Annotated in this window: 18 protein-coding genes; 2 read left to right on the forward strand and 16 right to left on the reverse strand. The window is 69.7% G+C overall.

Features of this window, described 5'->3' with window-relative positions; translation table 11 throughout:
• Positions 1-3: 3 nt before the first annotated feature.
• The 7 genes from AAHA49_RS08400 to AAHA49_RS08430 are packed head-to-tail and all read right to left on the reverse strand — an operon-like array spanning position 4 to position 6,461.
• A complete protein-coding gene (locus AAHA49_RS08400; RefSeq protein WP_342037932.1) occupies positions 4-474 on the reverse strand; it encodes a hypothetical protein in 471 nt (156 codons plus the stop codon).
• Positions 475-524: 50 nt separating this feature from the next.
• Positions 525-1,721: an N-acetylglucosamine-6-phosphate deacetylase gene (locus AAHA49_RS08405; protein ID WP_342037933.1), complete on the reverse strand. Its 1,197-nt coding sequence runs from the start codon at positions 1,719-1,721 to the stop codon at positions 525-527.
• Entirely contained in the window at positions 1,718-2,527 is an 810-nt protein-coding gene (locus AAHA49_RS08410; RefSeq protein WP_342037934.1) for a DeoR/GlpR family DNA-binding transcription regulator, read from the reverse strand. Before AAHA49_RS08410 ends, AAHA49_RS08405 begins: the two co-directional genes overlap by 4 nt.
• 46 nt (positions 2,528-2,573) lie before the next feature.
• Positions 2,574-3,419 (reverse strand): class II fructose-bisphosphate aldolase, encoded by an 846-nt coding sequence (locus AAHA49_RS08415; protein ID WP_342037935.1) that lies wholly within the window; start codon positions 3,417-3,419, stop codon positions 2,574-2,576.
• A complete protein-coding gene (locus AAHA49_RS08420) occupies positions 3,416-4,591 on the reverse strand; it encodes a PfkB family carbohydrate kinase (protein ID WP_342037936.1) in 1,176 nt (391 codons plus the stop codon). Before AAHA49_RS08420 ends, AAHA49_RS08415 begins: the two co-directional genes overlap by 4 nt.
• The gene (locus tag AAHA49_RS08425) at positions 4,588-5,535 is read right to left on the reverse strand and encodes an ROK family protein (protein WP_342037937.1); all 948 of its coding nucleotides are present in this window, start codon (positions 5,533-5,535) and stop codon (positions 4,588-4,590) included. Before AAHA49_RS08425 ends, AAHA49_RS08420 begins: the two co-directional genes overlap by 4 nt.
• Positions 5,532-6,461: an SIS domain-containing protein gene (locus AAHA49_RS08430; protein ID WP_342037938.1), complete on the reverse strand. Its 930-nt coding sequence runs from the start codon at positions 6,459-6,461 to the stop codon at positions 5,532-5,534. The genes AAHA49_RS08425 and AAHA49_RS08430 overlap by 4 nt, the downstream gene beginning before the upstream one ends.
• A 117-nt stretch (positions 6,462-6,578) precedes the next feature.
• Here AAHA49_RS08430 and AAHA49_RS08435 point away from each other — a divergent pair, with 117 nt between their 5' ends.
• On the forward strand, positions 6,579-7,979 hold the full coding sequence (locus AAHA49_RS08435) for a sugar porter family MFS transporter (protein ID WP_342037939.1): 1,401 nt from the start codon (positions 6,579-6,581) through the stop codon (positions 7,977-7,979).
• Positions 7,980-8,634: 655 nt separating this feature from the next.
• Positions 8,635-11,184: a helix-turn-helix transcriptional regulator gene (locus AAHA49_RS08440; protein WP_342037940.1), complete on the forward strand. Its 2,550-nt coding sequence runs from the start codon at positions 8,635-8,637 to the stop codon at positions 11,182-11,184.
• Here the strand turns inward: AAHA49_RS08440 and AAHA49_RS08445 are convergent.
• The 9 genes from AAHA49_RS08445 to AAHA49_RS08485 are packed head-to-tail and all read right to left on the reverse strand — an operon-like array spanning position 11,177 to position 21,102.
• Positions 11,177-11,869 carry a hypothetical protein gene (locus tag AAHA49_RS08445; protein WP_342037941.1) on the reverse strand — a complete coding sequence of 231 codons (693 nt, stop codon included), beginning with the start codon at positions 11,867-11,869 and terminating at the stop codon, positions 11,177-11,179. The two genes, AAHA49_RS08440 and AAHA49_RS08445, sit on opposite strands and share 8 nt — an antisense overlap.
• On the reverse strand, positions 11,866-13,548 hold the full coding sequence (locus AAHA49_RS08450) for an ATP-binding protein (protein WP_342037942.1): 1,683 nt from the start codon (positions 13,546-13,548) through the stop codon (positions 11,866-11,868). Before AAHA49_RS08450 ends, AAHA49_RS08445 begins: the two co-directional genes overlap by 4 nt.
• Complete coding sequence (locus AAHA49_RS08455; protein ID WP_342037943.1) at positions 13,545-14,297, reverse strand: response regulator transcription factor; 753 nt, start codon at positions 14,295-14,297, stop codon at positions 13,545-13,547. Before AAHA49_RS08455 ends, AAHA49_RS08450 begins: the two co-directional genes overlap by 4 nt.
• A complete protein-coding gene (mnhG, locus tag AAHA49_RS08460; RefSeq protein ID WP_339391349.1) occupies positions 14,287-14,682 on the reverse strand; it encodes a monovalent cation/H(+) antiporter subunit G in 396 nt (131 codons plus the stop codon). Before mnhG ends, AAHA49_RS08455 begins: the two co-directional genes overlap by 11 nt.
• Positions 14,672-15,322 carry an MrpF/PhaF family protein gene (locus AAHA49_RS08465; RefSeq protein ID WP_342037944.1) on the reverse strand — a complete coding sequence of 217 codons (651 nt, stop codon included), beginning with the start codon at positions 15,320-15,322 and terminating at the stop codon, positions 14,672-14,674. Before AAHA49_RS08465 ends, mnhG begins: the two co-directional genes overlap by 11 nt.
• Positions 15,319-15,921 carry a Na+/H+ antiporter subunit E gene (locus AAHA49_RS08470; RefSeq protein WP_342037945.1) on the reverse strand — a complete coding sequence of 201 codons (603 nt, stop codon included), beginning with the start codon at positions 15,919-15,921 and terminating at the stop codon, positions 15,319-15,321. The genes AAHA49_RS08465 and AAHA49_RS08470 overlap by 4 nt, the downstream gene beginning before the upstream one ends.
• Positions 15,918-17,501, reverse strand: a complete 1,584-nt coding sequence (locus AAHA49_RS08475; protein WP_342037946.1) for a Na+/H+ antiporter subunit D — start codon at positions 17,499-17,501, stop codon at positions 15,918-15,920. The genes AAHA49_RS08470 and AAHA49_RS08475 overlap by 4 nt, the downstream gene beginning before the upstream one ends.
• Positions 17,498-18,052, reverse strand: a complete 555-nt coding sequence (locus tag AAHA49_RS08480) for a Na(+)/H(+) antiporter subunit C (protein ID WP_342037947.1) — start codon at positions 18,050-18,052, stop codon at positions 17,498-17,500. The genes AAHA49_RS08475 and AAHA49_RS08480 overlap by 4 nt, the downstream gene beginning before the upstream one ends.
• Entirely contained in the window at positions 18,049-21,102 is a 3,054-nt protein-coding gene (locus AAHA49_RS08485) for a Na+/H+ antiporter subunit A (RefSeq protein WP_342037948.1), read from the reverse strand. Before AAHA49_RS08485 ends, AAHA49_RS08480 begins: the two co-directional genes overlap by 4 nt.
• Positions 21,103-21,167 lie beyond the last annotated feature (65 nt).

The raw sequence follows: 21,167 nt of genomic DNA on the forward strand, positions 1-21,167 counted from the left end.
GGGTCACATGCGCAGCCAGGTGTCCGCGGTGCGCTTGACCATGGCACCGGCCTCTTCGGCGGCGGCCATCCAGGCCACCGGTACGCCATCGGCATCGATGACGGAGTCGGAGAGGACGATGACGTCGAAGTTGCACACGAGTCCCGCCATGGCCGATGCCCACACCGCTCCCGGGTCGTCGTCGAGTCCGGCGATGACGATGCGGTCGACGGCCATGTCGTGCAGTCCCGCCGCCAGGTCCTCGACGCCTTCGAAGATGTCGGGGTTGTCCGAGCGGAGCACGAGGTCCTCCTCGTCGGGTCCGTAGACGCTGATCTCCGCATCCTCCCGATCGGCCAGCTCCTCCTTCGTCGACGCGAAGATGAGGACCCCGCCCACTGCGCGGGTGCGCCCGACGATCCCACCGAGGGTCTCGATCGCCTCCTGGGAGGTGAAACCGGTGTCGTCCGTGTCAATGAGGAGCAGTGCATCCATGGGCCCATCTTCCCATGACAGGCCCCCGAAGCGGCAACGGCGACCGGTTCTCAGTCGCCGATCCACACCCTCTCCACGCGCATCGACGCATCGAGGAGCACGCAGTCGGCCCGCTCACCGACACGCAGCAGAGAGTGGACCTCGGGTTCGAGGAGTCCGAGCGCCCGCAGCGGCACGAGGCTCGCCGCCTGCACGGCCGCGACCGGACTCATGCCCACCTCGGCGACGGCCCGACGCACGGCCTCGTCCATCGTCAGGGTCGAACCCGCGATCGACCCGACGCTGCCGTCCTCGCGGCGCACCCGCGCCACACCGTCCTCGACGCGCACAGGCAGCGCACCGAGCACGTAGTCCCCGTCGCCCATGCCCGTCGCCGCCATCGCATCGGTGATGAGGGCGACCCGGCCCGGCGCGAGATCGGCGATCATCCGCGCCGCCGGGGCGTGGACGTGGATGCCGTCGTTGATGAGTTCGAGCGTGACGTGCGGGGCGTCGACGGCGGCGAGGATCGGGCCGGGACCCCGGTGGTGGATGCCGGACATCCCGTTGAAGACGTGGGTGAGGATGCTCGCGCCCGCATCGAAGGCCCGCGCCGCCTCGTCGTAGCCGGCCGCCGTGTGCCCGACCGCCACGCGCACGCCCGCCGAGGTGAAGCGTTCGATCGCCTCGAGGGCACCCGGCAGCTCCGGGGCGAGGGTCACCTGGACGAGCTGACCATCGGCGGCGTCGAGGAGACGGTCGACGGCCTCGGGCATGGGAGAAGTGAGCACCTCGGGAGAATGGGCGCCCTTGAACTCCGGGGAGAGGAAGGGTCCTTCCGCGTGGAGCCCGAGGACGCACCGGTGGTCGTGGGCGGCCCGCGCGCCCGTGCGCAGGGCCGCACTCAGCCCGTCGATCGTGTCCGAGACGAAGGAGAGGACGAGCGCCCGGGTTCCGTGCGCGCGGTGGACTGCGAGGATCTCGCCGAGGTGGTCGGGCCCGTCCTCGACGTTGCGACCACCGGCGCCGTGGGTGTGGATGTCGACGAACGCAGGCGCCAGGAAGGAGCCGCCGGCGTCGACGACCTCGGTGTCGGGGCGCACGAACCGCTGCCAGTGCTGGCCGCGCCCGCGGCCGACGACGGTGCCGTCGGTGACCGCGAGCCACGTGTCGGCGAAGTCGGTCGAGTACGTCGCCGGGTCGCTGTCGAGGATGACGGCGTCGTGGACGACGGCGTCGACCCGCTCCGGTGCGGCCTCGGTGCTCATCGCCGCTGCCCTCCGGCCCCGGAGAGGTCCGTGGGGGCGAGGTCGACGGTGAACCCGGCAGCCGTGAGCTCGCTCAGGGCCTCCTCGCCGAGGCTGTCGTCGGTGATGATCTCCCCGAACACCTCGGTCCCGCCCACCGAGGCGAAGGACCGGCGACCGTACTTCGAGGAGTCCGCGACGACGACGGCCCTCTCCGCACGCTGCGCCATGAGCCGGTTGACGTAGGCCTCGTCCTCGTTCGCCGTCGTCCCTCCGGCGCTCGCCGAGAACGCGTGGACGCCGATGAAGGCGAGGTCGAGCCAGATGCCGCGCAGCACCGCGTCGACGAACGAACCGACGAGCTCGAAGCTCGATGTGTTGATCACCCCGCCGCAGACGATGACCTTGATGCCGGGATGGACGGCGAGCTTGTTGGCGATGTCGACGGCGTTGGTGACGATCGTGAGGTCGTGGAGGAGGTCGTCGCGCTGGCTGAGGGCATCGGCGACCATGAACGTCGTCGTCCCGCCGGACAGTCCGACCGTCGACCCCGGCGCGATCCGGTCGATCGCCACCCGGGCGATCGCGGCCTTCGCCTCGGTGGCGGCCGCCTCCTTGTACCGCAGGGACAGGTCGTAGTCGACGTTGCGCCTGCTCGCCCCGCCGTGGGTGCGTTCGAGCAGCCGCCTGCCCTCGAGCACGTCGAGGTCGCGGCGGACGGTCGCCAGGGACACGCCGAGCTCCTCGCTCAGCGCCTCGACGCCGACGGTGCTGTCGCGGTCGAGGCGCGCGAGGATGCGGTCGAGACGGTCTTCACGCGGACTCATAGAGCCACTTTCGGGCCTCGTCCGCGGTTTTGGCAAGCGGGGGTGCTCATTCCCGGTCCTCTCCCGCGAGCAGGGTGAGCAGGCGCGCCGCCTCGGCGGCGAAGGCCTCCCTGGCGGGGGCGAGGTACTTCCGGGAGTCGACGAGTACGGGGTTCGCGGTCAGGGCCTTGCGCACCGCCGCGGTGAAGACGGCGTTGAGGTGGGTCGAGACGTTGACCTTGCGCATGCCGGCGGCGACACCGCGGACGAGCTCGTCGTCGGCCACCCCGGAGGAGCCGTGGAGGACAAGTGGGACCGGGACCACCTCGGCGAGGCGGGCGATGAGGGTGAGGTCGAGTTCGCTCGTGCGCTCGAGCCGCGCATGCGTGCTCCCGACAGCCACGGCGAGCGCATCGACCCCGGTCAGTGCCGCGAACTCGACGGCTTCGGCGGGGTCGGTGCGCACCCCCGGGGCGTGCGCGCCGTCCTTGCCGCCGATCTCCCCGAGCTCGGCCTCGACGGCGATGCCGGCGTCGTGGGCCCGGCGGACCACCTCGGCGGTGGTGGCGCAGTTGGCGTCGTAGTCGAGGTGGGCGCCGTCGTACATGATCGAGTCGAAGCCGAGCCCGATCGCCTCGTCGACGAGGGCGGTGTCCGTCGCGTGGTCGAGGTGGAGGGCCACCGGCACTGCGGCCGCGTCGGCGATGGCCCGGGTCGCGAGCGCGATCGGGGCGAGTGCCCCGTGGTAGCGCACGCAGTTCTCGGAGATCTGCATGATGACCGGCAGGCCGGCCGCCTCGGCACCGGCGGCGATGGCCTCCGCGGACTCGAGGTGGATGACGTTGAACGCTCCCACCGCGGTGCCGGATTCCGCCGCCGCAGCGAGCAGGGCGGTCGTCGATGCTCTCGTCATGGTGTGTCTCCGGTTCGCTCTGAGTCGGTCGGCGGGTGGTCGCCGAGGTGGTCGTCGACGTGGACACGCTCGCGCAGGGCCCGCCAGTCCGGGTGGATCTGTCCTGCCTGGGGCATGAGCACGGCGGCGGCCGAGACCGCGACGGCTCTCGTGAGGATCTCGACGACCTCGTCCTCGCCGAGGCGGGCTCGGGGGTCCGGTCGTCCGGCGAGGCAGGCGGCGAGGGCGGCGACGACGGCGTCACCGGCTCCGGTCGGGTTGCCCGTGAGCGCCTCGTCGAGACGGGCCCGCCCGCGCGGACCCGTCTCGTCGAGGAGGACCATTCCCTCGGACCCGCGGGACAGAAGCACGTGGCGAGCCCCCCTGCCGATGAGACGGGAGGCGTCGGCGCGGACACCTGCGCGAGACGGGTCGTCCGTCGCCGTGGCAGCGGTCGCTGTGGCGTCCGTCGCCGTGGTGGCCGCCGGCGGGGCAGCGGTCGCTGCGGCGTCGCCGGAGAAGAGCTCCGCGAGCTCCTCGTCGTTGGGTTTGACCCAGTCGGCTCCTGCTGCCGCGGCGGCGAGGAGAGCCTGACCGGAGGTGTCGACGATGACCGTCACCCCGGCCGTATGGGCTGAGTCGATGAGCTCGGGCACGAGACCGGGTGGGCAGTCGGCGGGGGTCGATCCCGCGACGACGAGGACGCGCACGGCCGGATCGTTCAGGCGGTCGGTGACCGTGGTGAACAGCTGCGCCCACACCTCTGGCGGGTGCGGGTGCGCGGATTCGTTGACGAGCGTCGCCCGGCCCGAGCCCTCGATCACGGCGATGCTGCGGCGCAGCGGCGACGGTGTCGGGGTGAGGTCCCAGACCGGCCCCGGCTCCCCAGGCCCTCCCGGGCCCCCAGGTCCGGCCAACGGTCCCTCGTCGGATGAGGACGCACCCGGCCAGTGGTCCTCGTTCACGGGACCATAGGCCGTGACGGGGACGCCGAGCGCGGCGAGCACACTGGCCACATTCATCCCTTTGCCCCCGAGCACCTCGGCGGCAGGAGCGGCCCGATGCGAGCGACCGGGGCTGAGTTCCCCCACCTCCAGGGTGAGGTCGAGCGCGGGACTGAGCGTGAGCACGGCGACTCCGGCCACCGGCGTGGTCGCCGCCGTGGATGTCGCCGCGGATCCGTCTGAGCTCACCGGGACCTCCGGGTGAGCAGGCCGGCGCCGATGAGACCGGCGACCGGGCCGAGTTCCGCCCGCCGGATGTGTGGGGCACGGTGGAAGTCCAGACGTGCGCGCAGGGCCTCGTCCACTCCGTCGAGGAGCTCGTCGGCGCTGCTCAGCCCTCCCCCGAAGACGATCGCCTCGGGAGCGACGACGGCGACGAGCTGCGCGCACATCGCACCGAGGGCATCGACCGCCTCGGCGAACACCGCGGCGGCGACCGCATCACCTGAGTGCATGGCCCCGAGCACGTCGAGCGACCCGACCACGGCAGTGCCGCTGCGCGCCGAATACCGGCGGGCGATCGCGGCCGCCGAGGCGATGTGCTCGATGGGACCGCGGAAGAGACCGTCCGCGGTGTCGACGGCGACCTCGCAGAAGCCGACCTCCCCGGCGAACCCGCCGGCCGAGACCAGCCGCCCTTCGACCATGATCGCCGCGGCGATCCCCGTCCCGATCGTCACCATGGCCGCGTTGCCCGGCATCTCCTCGGCGAGCGCGAACTCCGCCCGCCCTGCCGCGCGGACGTCATGGGAGACCGTCGTGGCCACCCCGAGGCGGTCGGTGAGGATGCGGGAGAACGGGACGTTGCGCCAGCCGAGGTTGGCGGAGAACACACCCGTGCCCGTCGCCTCATCGACGATGCCGGGGAGGACGACGGCCGCCTCGGCGATCGGATGATCGGGATGGGTGCGGCCGAATTCGGCGCCGAACTCCGCGACGACGTCGACGACCTCGCCGGCGGCGGCGTCCGCGCACTCCGGGGTCGGGGCCGTCATCGCCTCGACGAGGCGGCCGGCCTCGTCGAAGAGCACCGCCTTCATCCCCGTGCCGCCGACGTCGACGGCGAGCGCGACCGGGCCGGGGCCCAGGCTCCGCCCGGCGGCGACGCTGAGGATCTCGGCCCGCGTGGTCATGCGCCGAGAATGACGGAACGGGTGAGCGAACGCGGATGGTCGGGATCGACGCCGAGGCGTCGGGCCTTGGTCAGGGCGAGTGCGTGAAGGCGGACGAGCTCGGCCAGCGGGTCCCGGTCGGATTCGACGAAGCGGGCGCCGGTGGCCTCGACCTGCTCGCGCAGACCCGCGGGCGCCTGACCGTACTGCCAGGTCACCCGGCCGGGAGCGGCGATCGCGATGGGGCCGTGCCGGTACTCCATCGACGAGTACGACTCGGTCCAGGCCTGGGCGGATTCGCGCAGCTTGAGCGCCGCCTCATTGGCCAGGCCCCACGTCCAGCCCATGCCGAGGAAGCTGTACTGCTCGGCGTCGATGAGGGCGTCGTCGAGGATCGCAGTATCGAACTCGGTGAAGTCCGCGCTGATCCCCTCGAGCACGGTCCGCGCGTCGGTCACAGCCTTCCCCACCGCCGCAGCACCTCCGGTCCACGTGCGCAGCAGCGCGATCGTCGAGGTGCAGAAGCGGGTCTGGACCACGGAGCGCTCATCGGCGTAGTCGAGTGCTATGACCTCGTTCGCCCGGTCGGCGATCGGGTTCTCGGCGCCCCCGACGATCGCGGTCACCGGAACCGACCCGGCGAGGCGCTCGAGCGCGTCGACGACCTCGGTCGTCGTTCCCGAGCGGGAGATCGCGACGACGCGGTCGTAGGTGCGGTCGTAGGGGTATTCGCTCGCGGTGAACGCGTCCGTCTCCCCCTGGCCTGCGCCTTCGCGGAGGTTCGCGTAGATCTGCGAGGCGAACCACGACGATCCGCATCCGATGACCGCCACCCGTTCGCCGGGCGCCGGCACCGCGGCCTCCGGAACGGTGAGCGACAGGGTGCGCTCCCACGCCTCCGGCTGATCGCGCAGCTCCTCTGCCATGTACTCGCCACCACTGGTCATTGCGCACTCCCTTGATCGTTTTCTGATTCAATCAATCACTATCATGACACATTACGAGACTTGTGGATAGTTTTCGTGTAAGGTTCGAGACAAGAACACTCGCAAAGGAGCAGTCACGTGGCATTCCTCACCGACCTGCGGCAGTCGCCCCGACTCGTCACCATCGTCGCATTCGCAGCCGTCGCCTTAGGCATCACCTACGGCTACGACATCTCGAACATCGCCGGCGCGCTGCTGCTCATCGAAGGCGACCTCGGCCTGAACAACGCCGAGCTCGGCGGACTCGCCACCGCCGTCGTCGTCGGCCAGATCGTCGGTGCGATCATCGGCGGTCCGCTCTCGAACGCGATCGGCCGGAAGAAGTCGATGTTCCTCATCGCCTGCGGCTACATCGTCTTCTCGATCATCTCCGGCTTCGCCCCCGGCTACGTCTCCCTGCTCATCGCCCGCCTCTTCCTCGGCGTGGCCATCGGCATCGCCCTGGCCGTCGTCCCGGTCTTCATCGCCGAGTCCTCCCCGACGAAGGTCCGCGGCGGCCTGCTCGTCGCCTACCAGGTGACGACGGTGATCGGCATCGTCGCCGGCTACCTCGTGTGCTGGGGGCTCGCGCTCATCGAATCGTGGCGGCTCATGCTCGGTCTGGCGGCGGTTCCCGCCGCGATCGTCCTCATCCTCCTCTTCCGGGTCCGTGAGACGCCGCACTGGCTCATGCTCAAGGGACGCGACGCCGAGGCGGCCGCCGCCCTCCGTGCCCTCGATGCCGACCGCGACGTCGACCGGGATCTCGGACTCATCCGCACCGAGCTCAATCAGGAGAGCGGTCGGCTCGTCGAGATGTTCCGCGGGCACCTGCTCAAGGCCTCCCTCTTCGTCATCGGACTCGGCTTCTTCATCCAGATCACCGGCATCAACGCGACGATCTACTACGCGCCCTCGATCTTCGAGTCGATGGGCTTCAGCGGCTACGGGGCCCTCCTCGGCCTGCCCGCGGTCGTCCAGACCTTCGCGCTCGTCGCCGTCATCGTCTCGATGTTCATCGTCGACCGCCTCGGCCGTCGACCCGTGCTGCTCACGGGCATCGGCATCATGATCGTCTCCACGCTCGTGCTCGTCCTCGTCTTCAGCCTCGGCGGGGAGGCCGGCAGCACCGCCGGGGGCACGGTGTTCGGCGTCATCGGCATCATCGCGTTCACGATGGGATACACGTTCGGCTTCGGCTCGCTCGTGTGGGTCTATGCGGGCGAGACGTTCCCGGCGAAGTACCGTGCCCTCGGCGCCTCACTCATGCTCACCTCCGACCTCGTCGCTAACGCGATCGTCGCCCAGTTCTTCCCCGACCTCCTCGACCTCATCGGCGGCGCCGGCGTCTTCCTCGTCTTCGGTGCCCTCGCCGTGCTCGCCTTCCTCTTCGTCTTCCGCTTCGCCCCGGAGACGAAGGGCCGCGACCTCACGGAGATCTCCGCGTACTGGGCCAACGGCGCGAAGTGGCCGACGGAGCTGAAGAACTCCGCGAAGTGAGCCTGTTTCGGGCCGGTGAGAGCCGGGACTGAGCGCCGTCCGCATCCGGGTGCGGGCGGTGCTCGACTGCGTGACCGCAATCGGCGGGAGAACAGGCATCGACAGGTCACCGGGAGCCGATCCTGATCTTTTCGTCGGCGGTTGATATCGATCTGCAAACGTTTCCGCCCGCCACGGACCAAACAGCGGACCAAACGAACTCCGGGACTCTCCCGACCAGGGTCTGCGAGTCTCCCGGGTGGTTAGACTCCGAGTCGGGCAGCCCCCCGGACAGGGTCGCCGAGGCCCTGCACAGACCTCGGCGGGCGCCAGTGGAATGGGCTGTCCACGCTCAGCTCCGCATCGATTCGCAATGCCGACAGGAACATCGAACAGGAAAACACATGACATCCTCTCGACCAGCATCGCACCGGCTCCAGCCGCCGTCGGCGGATACCATCAGGAAGTCAGCACTGACACCCTGAACCAGTACCGGTGGCGGTCCTCCTCTGTGCCGAGGCCATCCCCAGGGGGCCGTCACCCACCATCGCCGAATCTGCTGCCGTAGGCCCCTCGACGCGGTCACAGTCCGGTTCCGACCCGCCCAGCCGAGTTCCGCGGCCGGGCGAGTGGGGACCGGATCGTCAAGTTCTACGAACCCCAGGAAGAGCAGTTCGTGCCACCAGCGCATCCACCGCACAATCCGACCGGGATCCCCCGGATCGGCGCCCGGGCAGTGCCTCGCACCGCCCTCCTCAACCGTCTCGACGCCCTCGCCCCGGTCACCGTCGTCCAGGGTCTGTGCGGCTGCGGGAAGACGACACTGGCGGCCCAGTGGGCGCACCACCGTCATGCCGACGGCGATGAGGTGCGCTGGGTCGACGCCGCCGATGCCGACGCGATCCTCACAGCGCTGCGAGACACGGGCGGGAGCGGCCGGCGGCGGATCGTCGTCGGCGACAACGCCCACCACCTCGGCGATCCCAGCGTGCTGGAGCGCATCGTCGCCTCCATCGCCGCCGATCCGCTCCTCCATCTCCTCCTCTGCAGCCGCATCGACCATCCTCTGGCGCGGCTGAGCAAGGACGCGGGCATCGAGACGGTCGTGCTCTCCGGCCGTCACCTCAACATCTCGGCCGGTCAAGTCCAGACCTACGCCGGCAGCTGGGGGCACGAGATCACCGATGAGCACGCGCACCGCCTGCATGGGGAGTTGGGCGGGTGGCTCGGCCTCCTCCGCTGGGCCCTCGACCACGCCGACTCGCACTACGACAGCTCCGGCAGGCAGGCCGCCACGCAGTATCTGCAGGCGAACATCCTGCCGCTCATCACCGACCGAAACGCCCTCGTCTCGGCGATGATGATCGGGGCCACCGGATACGTCTCGATGGCTCTCCTCGTGCGCGTCTTCGACTGCGACGGGCCCGCCGGCCACCTCCTCGGCGGGCGCACCCTCACCGAACTCATCGACGGACTCACCCGACACGGGATCCTCGAGCCCGCGCACGCGGCCGCCGGCGCGATCCGGCGGTTCCCAACCTTCCTGGCCACCCTCCTCACCGACCTCCTCGAGGCCGATCATCCCGCACTCGCCCAGCACGTCCATGCCACGGCAGCGGAATGGTTCGCAGCCCAACTGCCCATGGAGACCGACGAGTTCGGCGGTCTCGCCGGCGTCCACGCCCGCGCCGCCGGCGACTGGGACCGCCTCGCGGAGATCTGGAGGGAGCGCGGCTTCAGTGTGACGATCCGCCACCCCGAGCATGCGCGCGAGGCCTACTCCGACATCCCCGACCACCGGCTCGCCGATCACCCCGAACTCGCACTCGCCGCCTCCGTGATCTCCACCCTGGATGCAGGATTCGACCGCCGGCGCGGGCGCACTATCATCGGCACCGGTCGACCACCCGGATGGGCGATGACGACCGCGTCCCCGGCTGCCGGCATCGTCGAGACCACGGCGGAGATCATCGCGGCCCGGCACCGCGGTGACGTGGTCGAGGCGCTGCGCCTCGCCTCCGAGTTCTCCGCGGCCGACCTCGAGCCGCGCAGCAGCGAGAACTCACTGCTCGCGCGCGCGTGGTTCGATCTGCAGTGGGCCCTCGCCTCCTTCGCAGCGCAGGACACCCCGAACGCGGTCCGTCACCTCTCCGCCGCCGCTCATTCCGCTCATACCGTGCGCGCCGAGGCGATCGAGTCCGCCGCGACCGCGCAGCTCGCCCTCATCAACGCCGTCGCCGGGTATGCGCGGTCCGCTGCGAAACGTCTCGACGAACTCCGCACCATCGAGTCCGGTCGCCGGCGTCGCCGCCCGCGGATCCACGCCGGACGGATCGCCGAGGGGCTGCTCCGGCTCGACGGCCTCGACCCGGGTGCGCTCGAGTGCTTCGACATCCCGGGGGCGGACGAACTGGAGGAATGGGCGATCCTCGCGTGGGCGCGGACCCAGCACGCGCTCCTCTTCGACGACCCCATGGTCGCCCTGACCGAGGTCAACCGGGTCGCCTTCCTCCACCAGCAGACATCTCGGGCCGGGAGCCGTAACCGCCGCCTCATCGACCGCTGCATCGCCGATCTCTACCTCGCGCTCGGGGAGCTCAACCGGGCTCAGCGCCACCTCGGCGACGCCGACCCCGACCATCGGACCCTCGGCGTGCCGCGCACCAGGCTCGCTTTCATCTGCGGGGACTATCCGGGCGCGCGCAGCACCGCGGCCACCCTTGCATGGAATCCGGAGGTGTCGCTGCGCGATCGCATCGATCTCGTGCTGCTCAAGGCCGCGAGCGCCCACGAGATGGGCGACATCGACACCGCCCGGCTGACGATGGCCCGTGCCGTGAGCCTCGCGGCCTCGGCGAACACCCTCATGCCGTACACCGCTCTTCCCCGGGACGTCTGCCGTGCGCTTCTCGCCCTCGTCGACCACGACCTCGGCGAGCGTGATCTCTCGCTCATCGATGCGCACCGGCAGCCCTATCCCGACCGCGGTGAGCTCGTCGTGCTCAGCGCGCGCGAAGCGGTGGTGCTCGGTGCCATGGTCGAACACGAGACCCTCGCCGAGGTCGCCGATGCCCTCGTCGTCTCACCGAACACCGTGAAGAAGCAGGCCCGCGCCGTCTACGCGAAGCTCGGCGTCCACGACAGGCAGGCGGCTCTCCTCGAGGCGCACCGCCTCGGGCTCCTCCCCGAGGGCTCTGCGGGTCACCCGGGGCCGGAGGTCACTTGAACGTCGGGGTGGGAATCGATTCGCCGTCGATCTGGAGCGTGGGCAGCATCTTCTTGAAATCCTCGGCGGCGGCTTCGTCGGACTGCAGGGCCCGCATCTCGATGCCGATGTCGACGAGGCGGCCGTTGGTCTGATAGCCGATCCGCGCTCCGTACATGACGGTCGGCTCCTGGTTGATCGCGAAGATCTCGGTCTTGCCCAGCACTCCCTGGAACGTCCAGTAGTACCCGGAGCCGATGTTTCCAGTGCGCTCGGCCGTGACGGTCGAACCCTGCTCGGAGAACGTGTACTGCCGCTTGCCGTCGACGACGGCCTGAGGCGATTCGTTGAACGCTTCGCTGCACGAGACGATGATCGCGTCGCTGTCGGTCAGCGACGAACCGCGGGTGAAGACGACGAACGCCGGGGAGCCGCTGCCTTCGAACCAGTCGGGCCCGAGCGCGAAGCTGAGGTCGACCGGGCATTCGGCGCCGAGGTTGAGCAGCTTGGTCTCCATGCCCTCGGGCACCGTCGGCTCCGTCGGCTCGCCGGTGGGGTCCTCGCCCGCCTGCTGTTCGACGCCGACGCGGATCGGACCCGACTCGCGTTCGGCAGTGCGGATCTGCAGCACCGAACAGCCGCTGAGCAGCAACGTCGCGGCCGCGCTGCCGGCGACGACCGCCCGAGGCCACGACCTGTCCGTCATCGCGAATCGCCTCGGGACCGCAGATCGCGCCTGCTCGGGTACTCACGCTGCCCGCCGGTGTTCGGGTCGGCCGGCTGACCGTTGTGCGGCTGTCCGCCGGGCTGGCCGGTGTTCGGCTGGTGGCCCTCTGGTCGACGGGGATCCGGGCCCAGCGGAGGGAACCAGCCAGGATTCTGCGATCCCTGCTGCGGGGCGCCGGACTGTCGGGCGCCGGACTGGGCGTTCGGATGCGAACCGCCGAACTGCTGACCCTGCTGACCGCCGTACTGCTGGGGTGCCGCGGCCGGGCCGCCGGCGAACGGCTGTCCGCCGGGCTGGTTGCCCCCATAGCCGTTGAGCTGACCGCCGGGCTGGCTGCCGGCATACGGCTGCGGGCCGGAACCCGGTCGGCCCATCGGCTGGGGACCGGAGTTCGGCTGTCCCATCACCTGCGGGCCGGAGTTCGGCTGGGCCATACGCTCGGGGCTGCCCGGCCCTCCCTGCTGGTCAGGACGCTGGCCACGGACGGGCTTGAACTGCGAGTGCTGGCCGGAGTCGGTGGGGAAACCGCGTTCGCTCGGAGCCCCAGCACCCACCGACTCGCCGGTCGAGCGGTCGATGAGCGTGCCGTCGACGCGTTCGAGGCGACGCTTCGAGGTCCTCCTCGGAGTGCCGAGGATCCGCCCCTGGAGTTCGGCTTCGCTCGGCTGGCGCGGGGGCAGGAAGCCCGGAGCATGGCGCATATCCGGGTTCTGGACCGGCTGCACGGGATGCGATCCTGCCGCGGCCCGATCCCCACCCTCGGCGAGCGGGGGTGCCCCGACCGGGGCGGCATCGGCGAGGACCGGCAGGACCATGCGCACCGAGGTGCCCACGCCCTCCTGGCTGAAGAGCTGCACGGAACCGCCGTGCCGGGCGACGATCGAGCGGACGAGGGACAGGCCCATGCCGGAGCCGGCGACCGCGCGCACCCGGGAGCCGCGTGAGAGCTCGTCCCACACCTGGTCCTGCTCCGAGATCGGGATGCCGCTGCCGGTGTCGGCGACCTCGACGACGACCCAACGGTGGTTGTCGATGATCTGCTCGTTCGCGCGCAGCTCGACGACTTCGGCCTGCGAGGAGTACTTGAGGGCGTTGCCGAGCAGGTTGAGGATCGCGGTGAGAAGCAGATCCTCCTCACCGGCGACGTCGGGCAGACGCCAGGGTGCCCGGGCGACGGTGGCCACGATCATCCTGTCCTCGGCGCCCGGCGCGGTCGAGGCATCCTCGACGGCCTGGTGGATGAGCCGATCGAGATCGACACGCGAGTATTCGATGATGCGGGTCTCGACGTCGGCGAGCTTGCGCAGATCCGCGAGCAGACGCGCCACCCGCCGGGAGGAGAGGTCGACCTGCTTCGCTGAGGGCTCCACCTCGGCGATCGTCCCGCCCTGCCGCGCGACCTCGCGGATCGTCGCCGCCGAGGTGCGCAGGGCGGTGAGCGGATTCTTCAGTTCGTGGTCGAGGCGGATGAGCATCCGATTGCGCTTGGCCATCGAATCCTCGGCCGCCGCCGTCTCGATCGATTCGCGCAGAGCGGCCTCCCGCCTGCGCAGACGCCGCCAGCCGAAGAAGACCACGGCGGCGATACCCGCGAGGACGACGAAGAGGAGCAGGAGGAACAGCCAGATCTGGACCTCGATGACCAGGAAGTTCGTCATACCCGTCGCAGTCCTTCCTCGCCGTGGACCTCGCCCACGAACCGGTAGCCGCGCCCCTGCACGGTCGCGATCCAGCGGGGTTCGGCGGCATCCTCGCCGAGCACCCGGCGCAGTTCGGCGACCCGGGAGTCGACGGCGCGGGTGCCCACGGCCTCTTCGAAGCCCCAGAGGACCTCGAGCAGCCGGGCCCGGTCGATGAGTTCGTCCTGGTGGACCATGAGGTATTCGAGCAGGGTGAAGCCCTTGGGCGTGATGACGAGTTCGCGCTGGCCCAGCCACGCGCGCCTGCCCACGCGATCGACGCGCAGCCCGAAGCTCGAGACGAGGACGGGAGCGGTCGCCAGCGGCGGTCCTTCGGTGCGGGTGCGGCGCAGCACCGCGCGGATGCGGGCGACGAGCTCGTGCGGGTCGAAGGGCTTGTTGAGGTAGTCGTCGGCACCCTCCTCGAGCGCCATCGCCCGCTCCACGGCCTCTCCCACCTGGGTGAGGAGGAGGACGGGCACCCAGTTCTCCTCCTGCCGCAGCGCCCGCAGCACCTGCCGGCCGTCGGCGCCGGGCATGAGGACGTCGAGGACGCAGACGTCGGGGCTGTGTCGGCGGATCTCGTCGAGCGCGAGCAGCCCGTCACCGGCGGCGAGCACACGGAAACCCGAGCGCTGCAGGAACGGGACCACCGCGCTCAGCACATCGGGTTCGTCATCGGCCACGAGGACCAGGGGTTGGTGTTCTCGCTGATTGTCAGCCGTCATTCTCGTCCGTTCCGAACTCGCGTCGCCGTTCCCTGGCGACCTCCCGCGCTTCTGCCCGATCCACTGCCTCGGCCAGTTCGTCTCGATACAGCATAGATCGACGCAGGTGCTTGGTGCGATAGCCGGCCCGACCGACCATGTGCGTGGCGACCGGGACCGTGACGAGCTGGAAGGAGATGATGATCGCCAGAGTCGACACCGTCGCCCACGTCGGGAAGTGGATGGCGATCGCGATCGCGACGAGGATGAGCCCGAGGACCTGCGGCTTCGCACTCGCATGCATGCGCGAGAGCAGGTCGCCGAAGCGGAGCAGACCGACCGCCGCGGCCAGGGAGAGCACCCCGCCTGCGAGGACGAGGACTGCGGAGATGATGTCAAGGACCATCGTGGCCTCCCTTCGCACCGTCACCGGCGGATCCGTCGTGATCGCCGCGGGTGCGCGAACCGTCAGCGCCGGTGCGCGGGCCGTCATCGGAGTCCTCAGGACCCGGATCGGGTCCCGCCCCGAACCCCTCCCCCGAGGCGTCGGGGGAGTTGGCCCGTGCGTCGGCGCCCATCTCATCGGCGGCGAGCGGGACGATGAGCTCATCGCGCACGGTCACCTCGACGGGGCCGTCGGCGACGTTCGCGATGCCGCGGGCCACGTCGTCGGGCCACGTCGACCCGGACCCGCCGGCATCGTCGTCCCGGTTCACATGCCAGTCGGAGGCGGAGAAGTCGCTCAGCGCCCCCACCTCGGCGCCGGGGGTCATCGAATCGGACTTCGAGACGTAGCGGGAGACGCTCACGGACCCGACGAAGCCGAGCATCGCCAGGACGATGAGGACCGGCAGGAGGTCGGTGCGCCCGGTCAGCGCCATGTACCCGCCGAGGCCGCACATGAGGGAGGCGAGGATGACGTCGGTGGCGATCATCCGGTCGAGGATCGACGGACCCCGGATCACCCGGTAGAGGGCCAGAAACACCGAGGCGGCGAAGAGGACGGCCGCGGCCACGACGATGGTCTGGTAGATCGTCTCGCTCATCGCTGACCTCCCTGGGGCTCGGACGACGCGGAGCGGTCGAGGGGGTCGGGGTCGACCTTGAGGGCTGCGAGGTCACGGGTCGAGCCGAGTGCCCTGATGAGGAGTTCCTCGATGTGGTAGACCTGCCGCTTGGCCGCGAGGATCTTCTCCTCCGTGTCGCAGTCGAGGACGTGGAGGTAGAGGCGCCCGCCCGCCCGGTCGCTGTCGACGATGATCGATCCGGGGATGAGGCTCGCGGTGTCGGCGACGAGCGTCATCATGAGGTCCGAGCGGGTGCGCAGATCGCACGCGATGACCGAGCCCGCACCCACCGCCTTCGGCCGGAACGCGTACCACGCAACATCGACCGAGGCGAGGACGAGGGAGTACGCGAACCACACGGCGAAGACGAAGGCGTGGAGGACGTTGAACCGGCCGGAGAGGACGACCGGCGGCAGGTAGAAAATGCGGGTGACCAGGAAGGCGAGGATGATGCCGGTGACGACGCTGAGCACGGTCAGCGAATCCCAGAGCATCACCCACAGGAGGACGAGGAAGAAGACGAGGACGAGCTGCTGGACGATCCGGCGGCCCTTCGTCACGGCCCTGCGCGGACTCATGAACCCTCACCTCCGAGCACCTCGGTGACGTAGTTGATCGGGTTCTGCAGGTTCTCCGCCGCCCGCTCCGAGAGGTCCCACAGGGGGCCGGCGGCGACGGTGAGGAGGAGGGAGACGACGACGATCGCCGAGGTGGCTGCGAACATCGGTCCCGGCACGCCGATCCGCGAGCGCCAGGTCTTCCCCGCCTGCAGGGTGCGCTTGCGTTCGGCGAACTCCTCGACGAGCTCCTCGTTCGGCTCCTCCGCATCCGCGGGGTCGCGCCAGAACGCGAGGTTGAAGGTGCGGCCGATGACGTAGAGGGTGAGCAGGCTCGTCACGGTGCCGGCGACGATGAGGACCGTGGCCAGCCAGTTCGCGTCCTCGAAACCGGCCTCGAAGAGCGCGACCTTGCCGATGAAGCCCGAGAACGGCGGGATCCCGGAGAGGTTGAGGGCGGGGAGGAAGAAGACGATCGTCAGCGCCGGGGAGAGCACCATGAGACCGCCCAGCGACCGCGTCGAGGTCGACCCGCCCCGCATCTCGACGAGGCCGATCGCGAGGAACAGAGCGGTCTGGACGATGATGTGGTGCACCGTGTAGTAGATGCCGGCGGCGAGCCCGAACGCCGTGCCCAGGGCGACGCCGAAGAGCATATAGCCGATGTGGGAGACGAGGGTGAAGGAGACGATTCGTTTGATCTCCGACTGCGCGATGGCACCGAGGATGCCGACGATCATCGTCAGACCCGCCGCGACGAGGAGGGGGACGCGCAGCGAGGAGTCGGCGAAGAGCAGGGTCTCGGTGCGGATGATCGCGTAGATGCCCACCTTCGTCAGCAGCCCCGCGAAGACCGCGGTGACCGGGGCGGGGGCCGTCGGATACGAGTCGGGCAGCCAGAACGAGAGGGGGAAGATCGCGGCTTTGATGCCGAATCCGATGAGCAGGAGGACGTGGAGGATCATCTGCACGTCCGGGGGCAGCTGGTCGAGGCGTTCGGCCAGCTGCGCCATGTTCACCGTGCCCGTGGCCGCGTAGATGACGCCGATCGCGGTGAGGAAGATGATCGAGGACACCAGGGAGACGACGACGTAGGTCACGCCTGCCCGGATCCGCTCGGCCGTCGCGCCCAGGGTGAGCAGGACGTACGAGGCGAGCAGGAGCATCTCGAAGCCGACGTAGAGGTTGAAGAGGTCCCCGGCGAGGAAGGCGTTGGCGACACCTGCGCAGAGGATGAGGTAGCTGGGGTTGAACACCGAGATCGGCGTCTCGTTCGAGTCGTCGTTCGCGTCCTGGCTGAGCGCGTAGATGAGCACGCAGAGCGTGACGAGGGAGGAGACGACGAGCATGAGCGCCGAGAGCCGGTCGGCGACGAGGACGATGCCCTCCGGGGCCTCCCAGCCGGCGATCGCCACGACCTGCGGCCCCTCCCGATCGACGCCGACGAGGAGGATGAAGGCGATGACCATGACCGCGGTGAGCGTGAGCAGGGAGACGAGGTTCTGCGACCGCGTGTGCTTGGACAGCACGAGGGCGAGACCCGCGCCGATGAGCGGCAGGAGGACCGGCATCGGGATGAGGACGGCGAGGAAGTCGGTCATGGCCGCTCCCCCTTCTCCTCGGTGCCCCGTTCGTCGCTGCTGCGCTTCTCCTCGGTCCTGTCGGCCGCGGCCTCGCGTTGGGCGGGCGTGCCGTCGTCGTCGAGGTCGATCGCCCCGCGGATCGGACTCTCCGCCTCGTCGCCGAACTCCGTGTCGTCGTAGTCGGTGCTCGCCTCCGCCTCGGAGTCGATCATCTTCGTGATCGCCACCTGGAGGTCAGCGGCGTCATCCTGGAGCGAATCGGCCCTGACCAGACGCCAGGAACGGTAGATCATCGCGAGCAGGAACGCCGTGACGGCGAAGGTGATGACGATCGCGGTGAGCACGAGCGCCTGCGGCAGCGGATCGGACATGCCCTCGGTCGAGAGGTTCTTCCCGTCGGTCAGCGGCGGCCTGCCGCGACCGGCGGTGAGCACGATGAGCAGGTTGACGGCGTTGCCGAGCAGGATGAAGCCCAGCAGCACGCGGGTGAGCGAGCGTTCGAGCATGAGGTAGATGCCGCACGCGAAGAGAACGCCCATGGCAAGGACCATGATGAAGGGCAGACTCACAGCCGTCCCCCTTCCGCACCGTTGTCGACCTCGAGATGGTTGACGCGGTTGAGGATCTTCGACACGGCCTCGTGCTCGGCCTCGGCGCCGAAGTTCTCGGCGAGTCCGAGCGAGGTGTTGAGACGATCGGTGAGCATGAGTTCGTCGCGCTCCTGATGGAGGTCCACCTCGGCGCCCAACGACCGGAGGATGTCGAGCATGAGGCCGACGACGATGAGGTAGACGCCGATGTCGAAGAACGTCGGGGTGCCGAACTTGATCTCCCCGAGCACCGGCAGGTTCGCTTCGACGAAGAAGGACTGGAAGACCGCATCGCCCCAGATCCAGCCGCCGACCGCGGTGAGCACGGAGAGGATGAGACCTGTGCCGAGCAGGCCCGAGGGAGTGAACCGGGCCGCCTCGGCGAGTTCGAACTTCCCCCCGGCGAGATAGCGGACGACGAGCGCGAGACCTGCGACGAGACCGCCGGCGAACCCGCCGCCGGGGGTGTTGTGCCCGGTGAAGAGCAGGTAGACGGAGAAGACGAGGACCGCGTGGAAGATGAGGCGGGCGGTGACCTCGAGGATGATCGAGCGATTGCGCGGGGCCAGGGTGCGCCCGGCGATGAGCCATGAGACGCGGCGGGCCTCGAGGCCCTCGTGCACGGGACTCTCTGGGGCGCTGGGCCGTCCGACCTCGTCGGGCACCGGCTGGAAGCGCAGCTGACCGCGCCGCCCGACACCCGTGCTGCCTGCGGCGAACCGGGAGAGGTGGCCTTCGCGGCCGCGGACGAAGATGAGACCGGCCACCCCGGTCCCGGCGGCCACGAGCACGGAGATCTCACCGAAGGTGTCCCACACGCGGATGTCGACGAGGGTGACGTTGACGACGTTCTGGCCGTGGCCGATCTCGTAGGCGAGCTGGGCGAAGTCGACCGAGGCGGGTTCGGTCATCCGCACGCCCGCGGCGATGAGGACGACGATCATCATCGTCACCCCCACGGCAGCGCCGATGAACGCCCGCCAGGCGGGGGTGAACCGGCCGGTGCTCTGGCCGATCCGGGCGGGCAGGCGGCGCAGGACGAGGACGAAGACGACGATCGTGATCGTTTCGACGAGCACCTGGGTCAGGGCGAGGTCGGGGGCTCCCATGAAGGCGAAGAACGCGACCATCGCGTAGCCGGAGATGCCGGTGACGACGACGGCGGTGAAGCGCTTCTTCGCCCGGGTCGCGGCGATGGCGACGACGATGAGCACGGTCGCGACGATGAAGTCCAGCGGTGAGTCGAAGAGTCTGAAGCGGATGTTCCACGTGTCGTTGGAGATCACTGCGAGGCCGACACCGGCGACGAGGACGAGGTAGATGACGCTCTGGTAGAAGGGCAGCGAACCGCGCTGGGTGCGGGAGGTGACCCACAGCGCCAGGGCCTCCATACCGCTGATGAGATGCCGGTAGACGTCGTGGAAGTCGATGCCCGACGGCAGCGTCGACTGGACCTTCGCGACCGTGTCGCGGGCGAAAAAGAGGCCGAGGCCAGCGGCGACCGTCACGGCCGAGAGTCCGAGTGCCGGTTCGAGACCGTGCCACAGGGCGAGGTAGTACTCGCCGTCGGCCGGATCGGTGGCCGGCAGGACCCGGGTCCACGCCTGGAAGTACGTGTCGACGATGCCCACACCGGGTCCCAGCGCGAGCGTGAGGACGGTGAGGATGACCGGGGAGATGACGAGGGTGACGTTCTCATCGCGGCGGGCGATGTCGTCGACGCCGGGCTTCGAGGAGAAGGCTCCCCACACGAAGCGCGCGGAGTAGGCGACGGTGAGGACCGAGCCGATCATGATGCCCACGAGGGCGATGATCCCCGCCTTCGTGCCCGATTCGAGCAGCGTCGAGTACACCGCTTCCTTCGCGACGAAGCCCAGAGTCGGGGGCAGGCCCGCCATCGACGCCGCCGCGATCGTCGCGCACACGGCGACGACGGGGAACGCCCGCCAGCCCCCGGAGAGCTTCGTGAGGTCGCGGGTGCCCGCTCGGTGGTCGATGATGCCCACGCAGAGGAACAGGCACGCCTTGAACAGCGCGTGGGCGATGAGCAGGGTGAGCGCGGCCAGAGTGATGTCCGGGGTGCCGAACGAGGCCATGACCGTGAGGAACCCGAGCTGGGAGACCGTGCCGAAGGCGAGGAGAAGCTTGAGGTCGGTCTGGCGCAGCGCCTGCCAGCCGCCGATGAACATCGTCAGCAGGCCGGCGGTGAGCAGGATCTCCGTCCACCCGGGCAGATCGTGGTAGCCGGGGGCGAGGCGGAGGATGAGGTAGATGCCGGCCTTGACCATGGCCGCCGCGTGCAGGTACGCACTGACCGGGGTGGGGGCGGCCATCGCTCCGGGCAGCCAGAAGTGGAAGGGCAGGAGAGCGGACTTCGAGATCGCGCCGATGAGGATGAGGATGACGGCGGTGACGATGACGGGACCGGAGTCGAGGCCGAGTTCGCCGCGTTCGACGAGCACCGAGATCCGTCCGGTGCCGGTGGCGACGATGAGGAGGACCATGCCGACGAACATCGCCAGGCCCCCGGCGGTGGTGACGATGAGCGCCTGCAGAGCCGCCTGACGGGACCGGCGCCGCGACTGGCTGTGTCCGATGAGGAGGTAGGAGAAGACCGTCGTGCCCTCCCAGAACACGAACAGCAGGAGGAGTTCGTCGGCGATGACGAGTCCGTACATCATGCCGGCGAAGGCCATGAACACCGCGGCGAAGCGGGCCAGGCCCGGCTCGTCGGCCGGGAAGTAGCGGGCGCAGTAGATGAAGACGAGGGTGCCGACCCCGGTGACGAGCAGGCTCATCACCCAGGAGAGGACATCGAGGCGGAAGACGCCGGCGAGGTCGAGGGCGGGCAGCCAGTCCAGCGACTCGGTGAGCGGGGCGCCGTCGGGTCCGAAGAGCGCCGAGGTGGCGCTCAGCGTGAAGACGAGTCCGGCAAGGGGGACGAGGGAGAGGAGGAGGAAGGCGTTGCGGCCGAGCAGCCGCACGAGCGGGTAGGCAATGACAGCAGCCCCGAAGAAGGCTCCTGTCATCACTATCACCGGCGGACACCTCCGTCATTGTCGATCACTGAAGCGTGAAATCTGCTCAACAGCAT

Source organism: Brevibacterium ammoniilyticum (genome assembly GCF_038429965.1).
Taxonomy (GTDB): Bacteria; Actinomycetota; Actinomycetes; order Actinomycetales; family Brevibacteriaceae; genus Brevibacterium; species Brevibacterium ammoniilyticum.

What these genes read in the sequence shown, in the direction of transcription:
- AAHA49_RS08400 (WP_342037932.1), bottom strand. Translation starts at nt 474, where the DNA reads ATGGATGCACTGCTCCTCATTGACACGGACGACACCGGTTTCACCTCC.
- AAHA49_RS08405 (WP_342037933.1), bottom strand. Translation starts at nt 1,721, where the DNA reads ATGAGCACCGAGGCCGCACCGGAGCGGGTCGACGCCGTCGTCCACGAC.
- AAHA49_RS08410 (WP_342037934.1), bottom strand. Translation starts at nt 2,527, where the DNA reads ATGAGTCCGCGTGAAGACCGTCTCGACCGCATCCTCGCGCGCCTCGAC.
- AAHA49_RS08415 (WP_342037935.1), bottom strand. Translation starts at nt 3,419, where the DNA reads ATGACGAGAGCATCGACGACCGCCCTGCTCGCTGCGGCGGCGGAATCC.
- AAHA49_RS08425 (WP_342037937.1), bottom strand. Translation starts at nt 5,535, where the DNA reads ATGACCACGCGGGCCGAGATCCTCAGCGTCGCCGCCGGGCGGAGCCTG.
- AAHA49_RS08430 (WP_342037938.1), bottom strand. Translation starts at nt 6,461, where the DNA reads ATGACCAGTGGTGGCGAGTACATGGCAGAGGAGCTGCGCGATCAGCCG.
- AAHA49_RS08445 (WP_342037941.1), bottom strand. Translation starts at nt 11,869, where the DNA reads ATGACGGACAGGTCGTGGCCTCGGGCGGTCGTCGCCGGCAGCGCGGCC.
- AAHA49_RS08450 (WP_342037942.1), bottom strand. Translation starts at nt 13,548, where the DNA reads ATGACGAACTTCCTGGTCATCGAGGTCCAGATCTGGCTGTTCCTCCTG.
- AAHA49_RS08455 (WP_342037943.1), bottom strand. Translation starts at nt 14,297, where the DNA reads ATGACGGCTGACAATCAGCGAGAACACCAACCCCTGGTCCTCGTGGCC.
- mnhG (WP_339391349.1), bottom strand. Translation starts at nt 14,682, where the DNA reads ATGGTCCTTGACATCATCTCCGCAGTCCTCGTCCTCGCAGGCGGGGTG.
- AAHA49_RS08465 (WP_342037944.1), bottom strand. Translation starts at nt 15,322, where the DNA reads ATGAGCGAGACGATCTACCAGACCATCGTCGTGGCCGCGGCCGTCCTC.
- AAHA49_RS08470 (WP_342037945.1), bottom strand. Translation starts at nt 15,921, where the DNA reads ATGAGTCCGCGCAGGGCCGTGACGAAGGGCCGCCGGATCGTCCAGCAG.
- AAHA49_RS08475 (WP_342037946.1), bottom strand. Translation starts at nt 17,501, where the DNA reads ATGACCGACTTCCTCGCCGTCCTCATCCCGATGCCGGTCCTCCTGCCG.
- AAHA49_RS08485 (WP_342037948.1), bottom strand. Translation starts at nt 21,102, where the DNA reads ATGACAGGAGCCTTCTTCGGGGCTGCTGTCATTGCCTACCCGCTCGTG.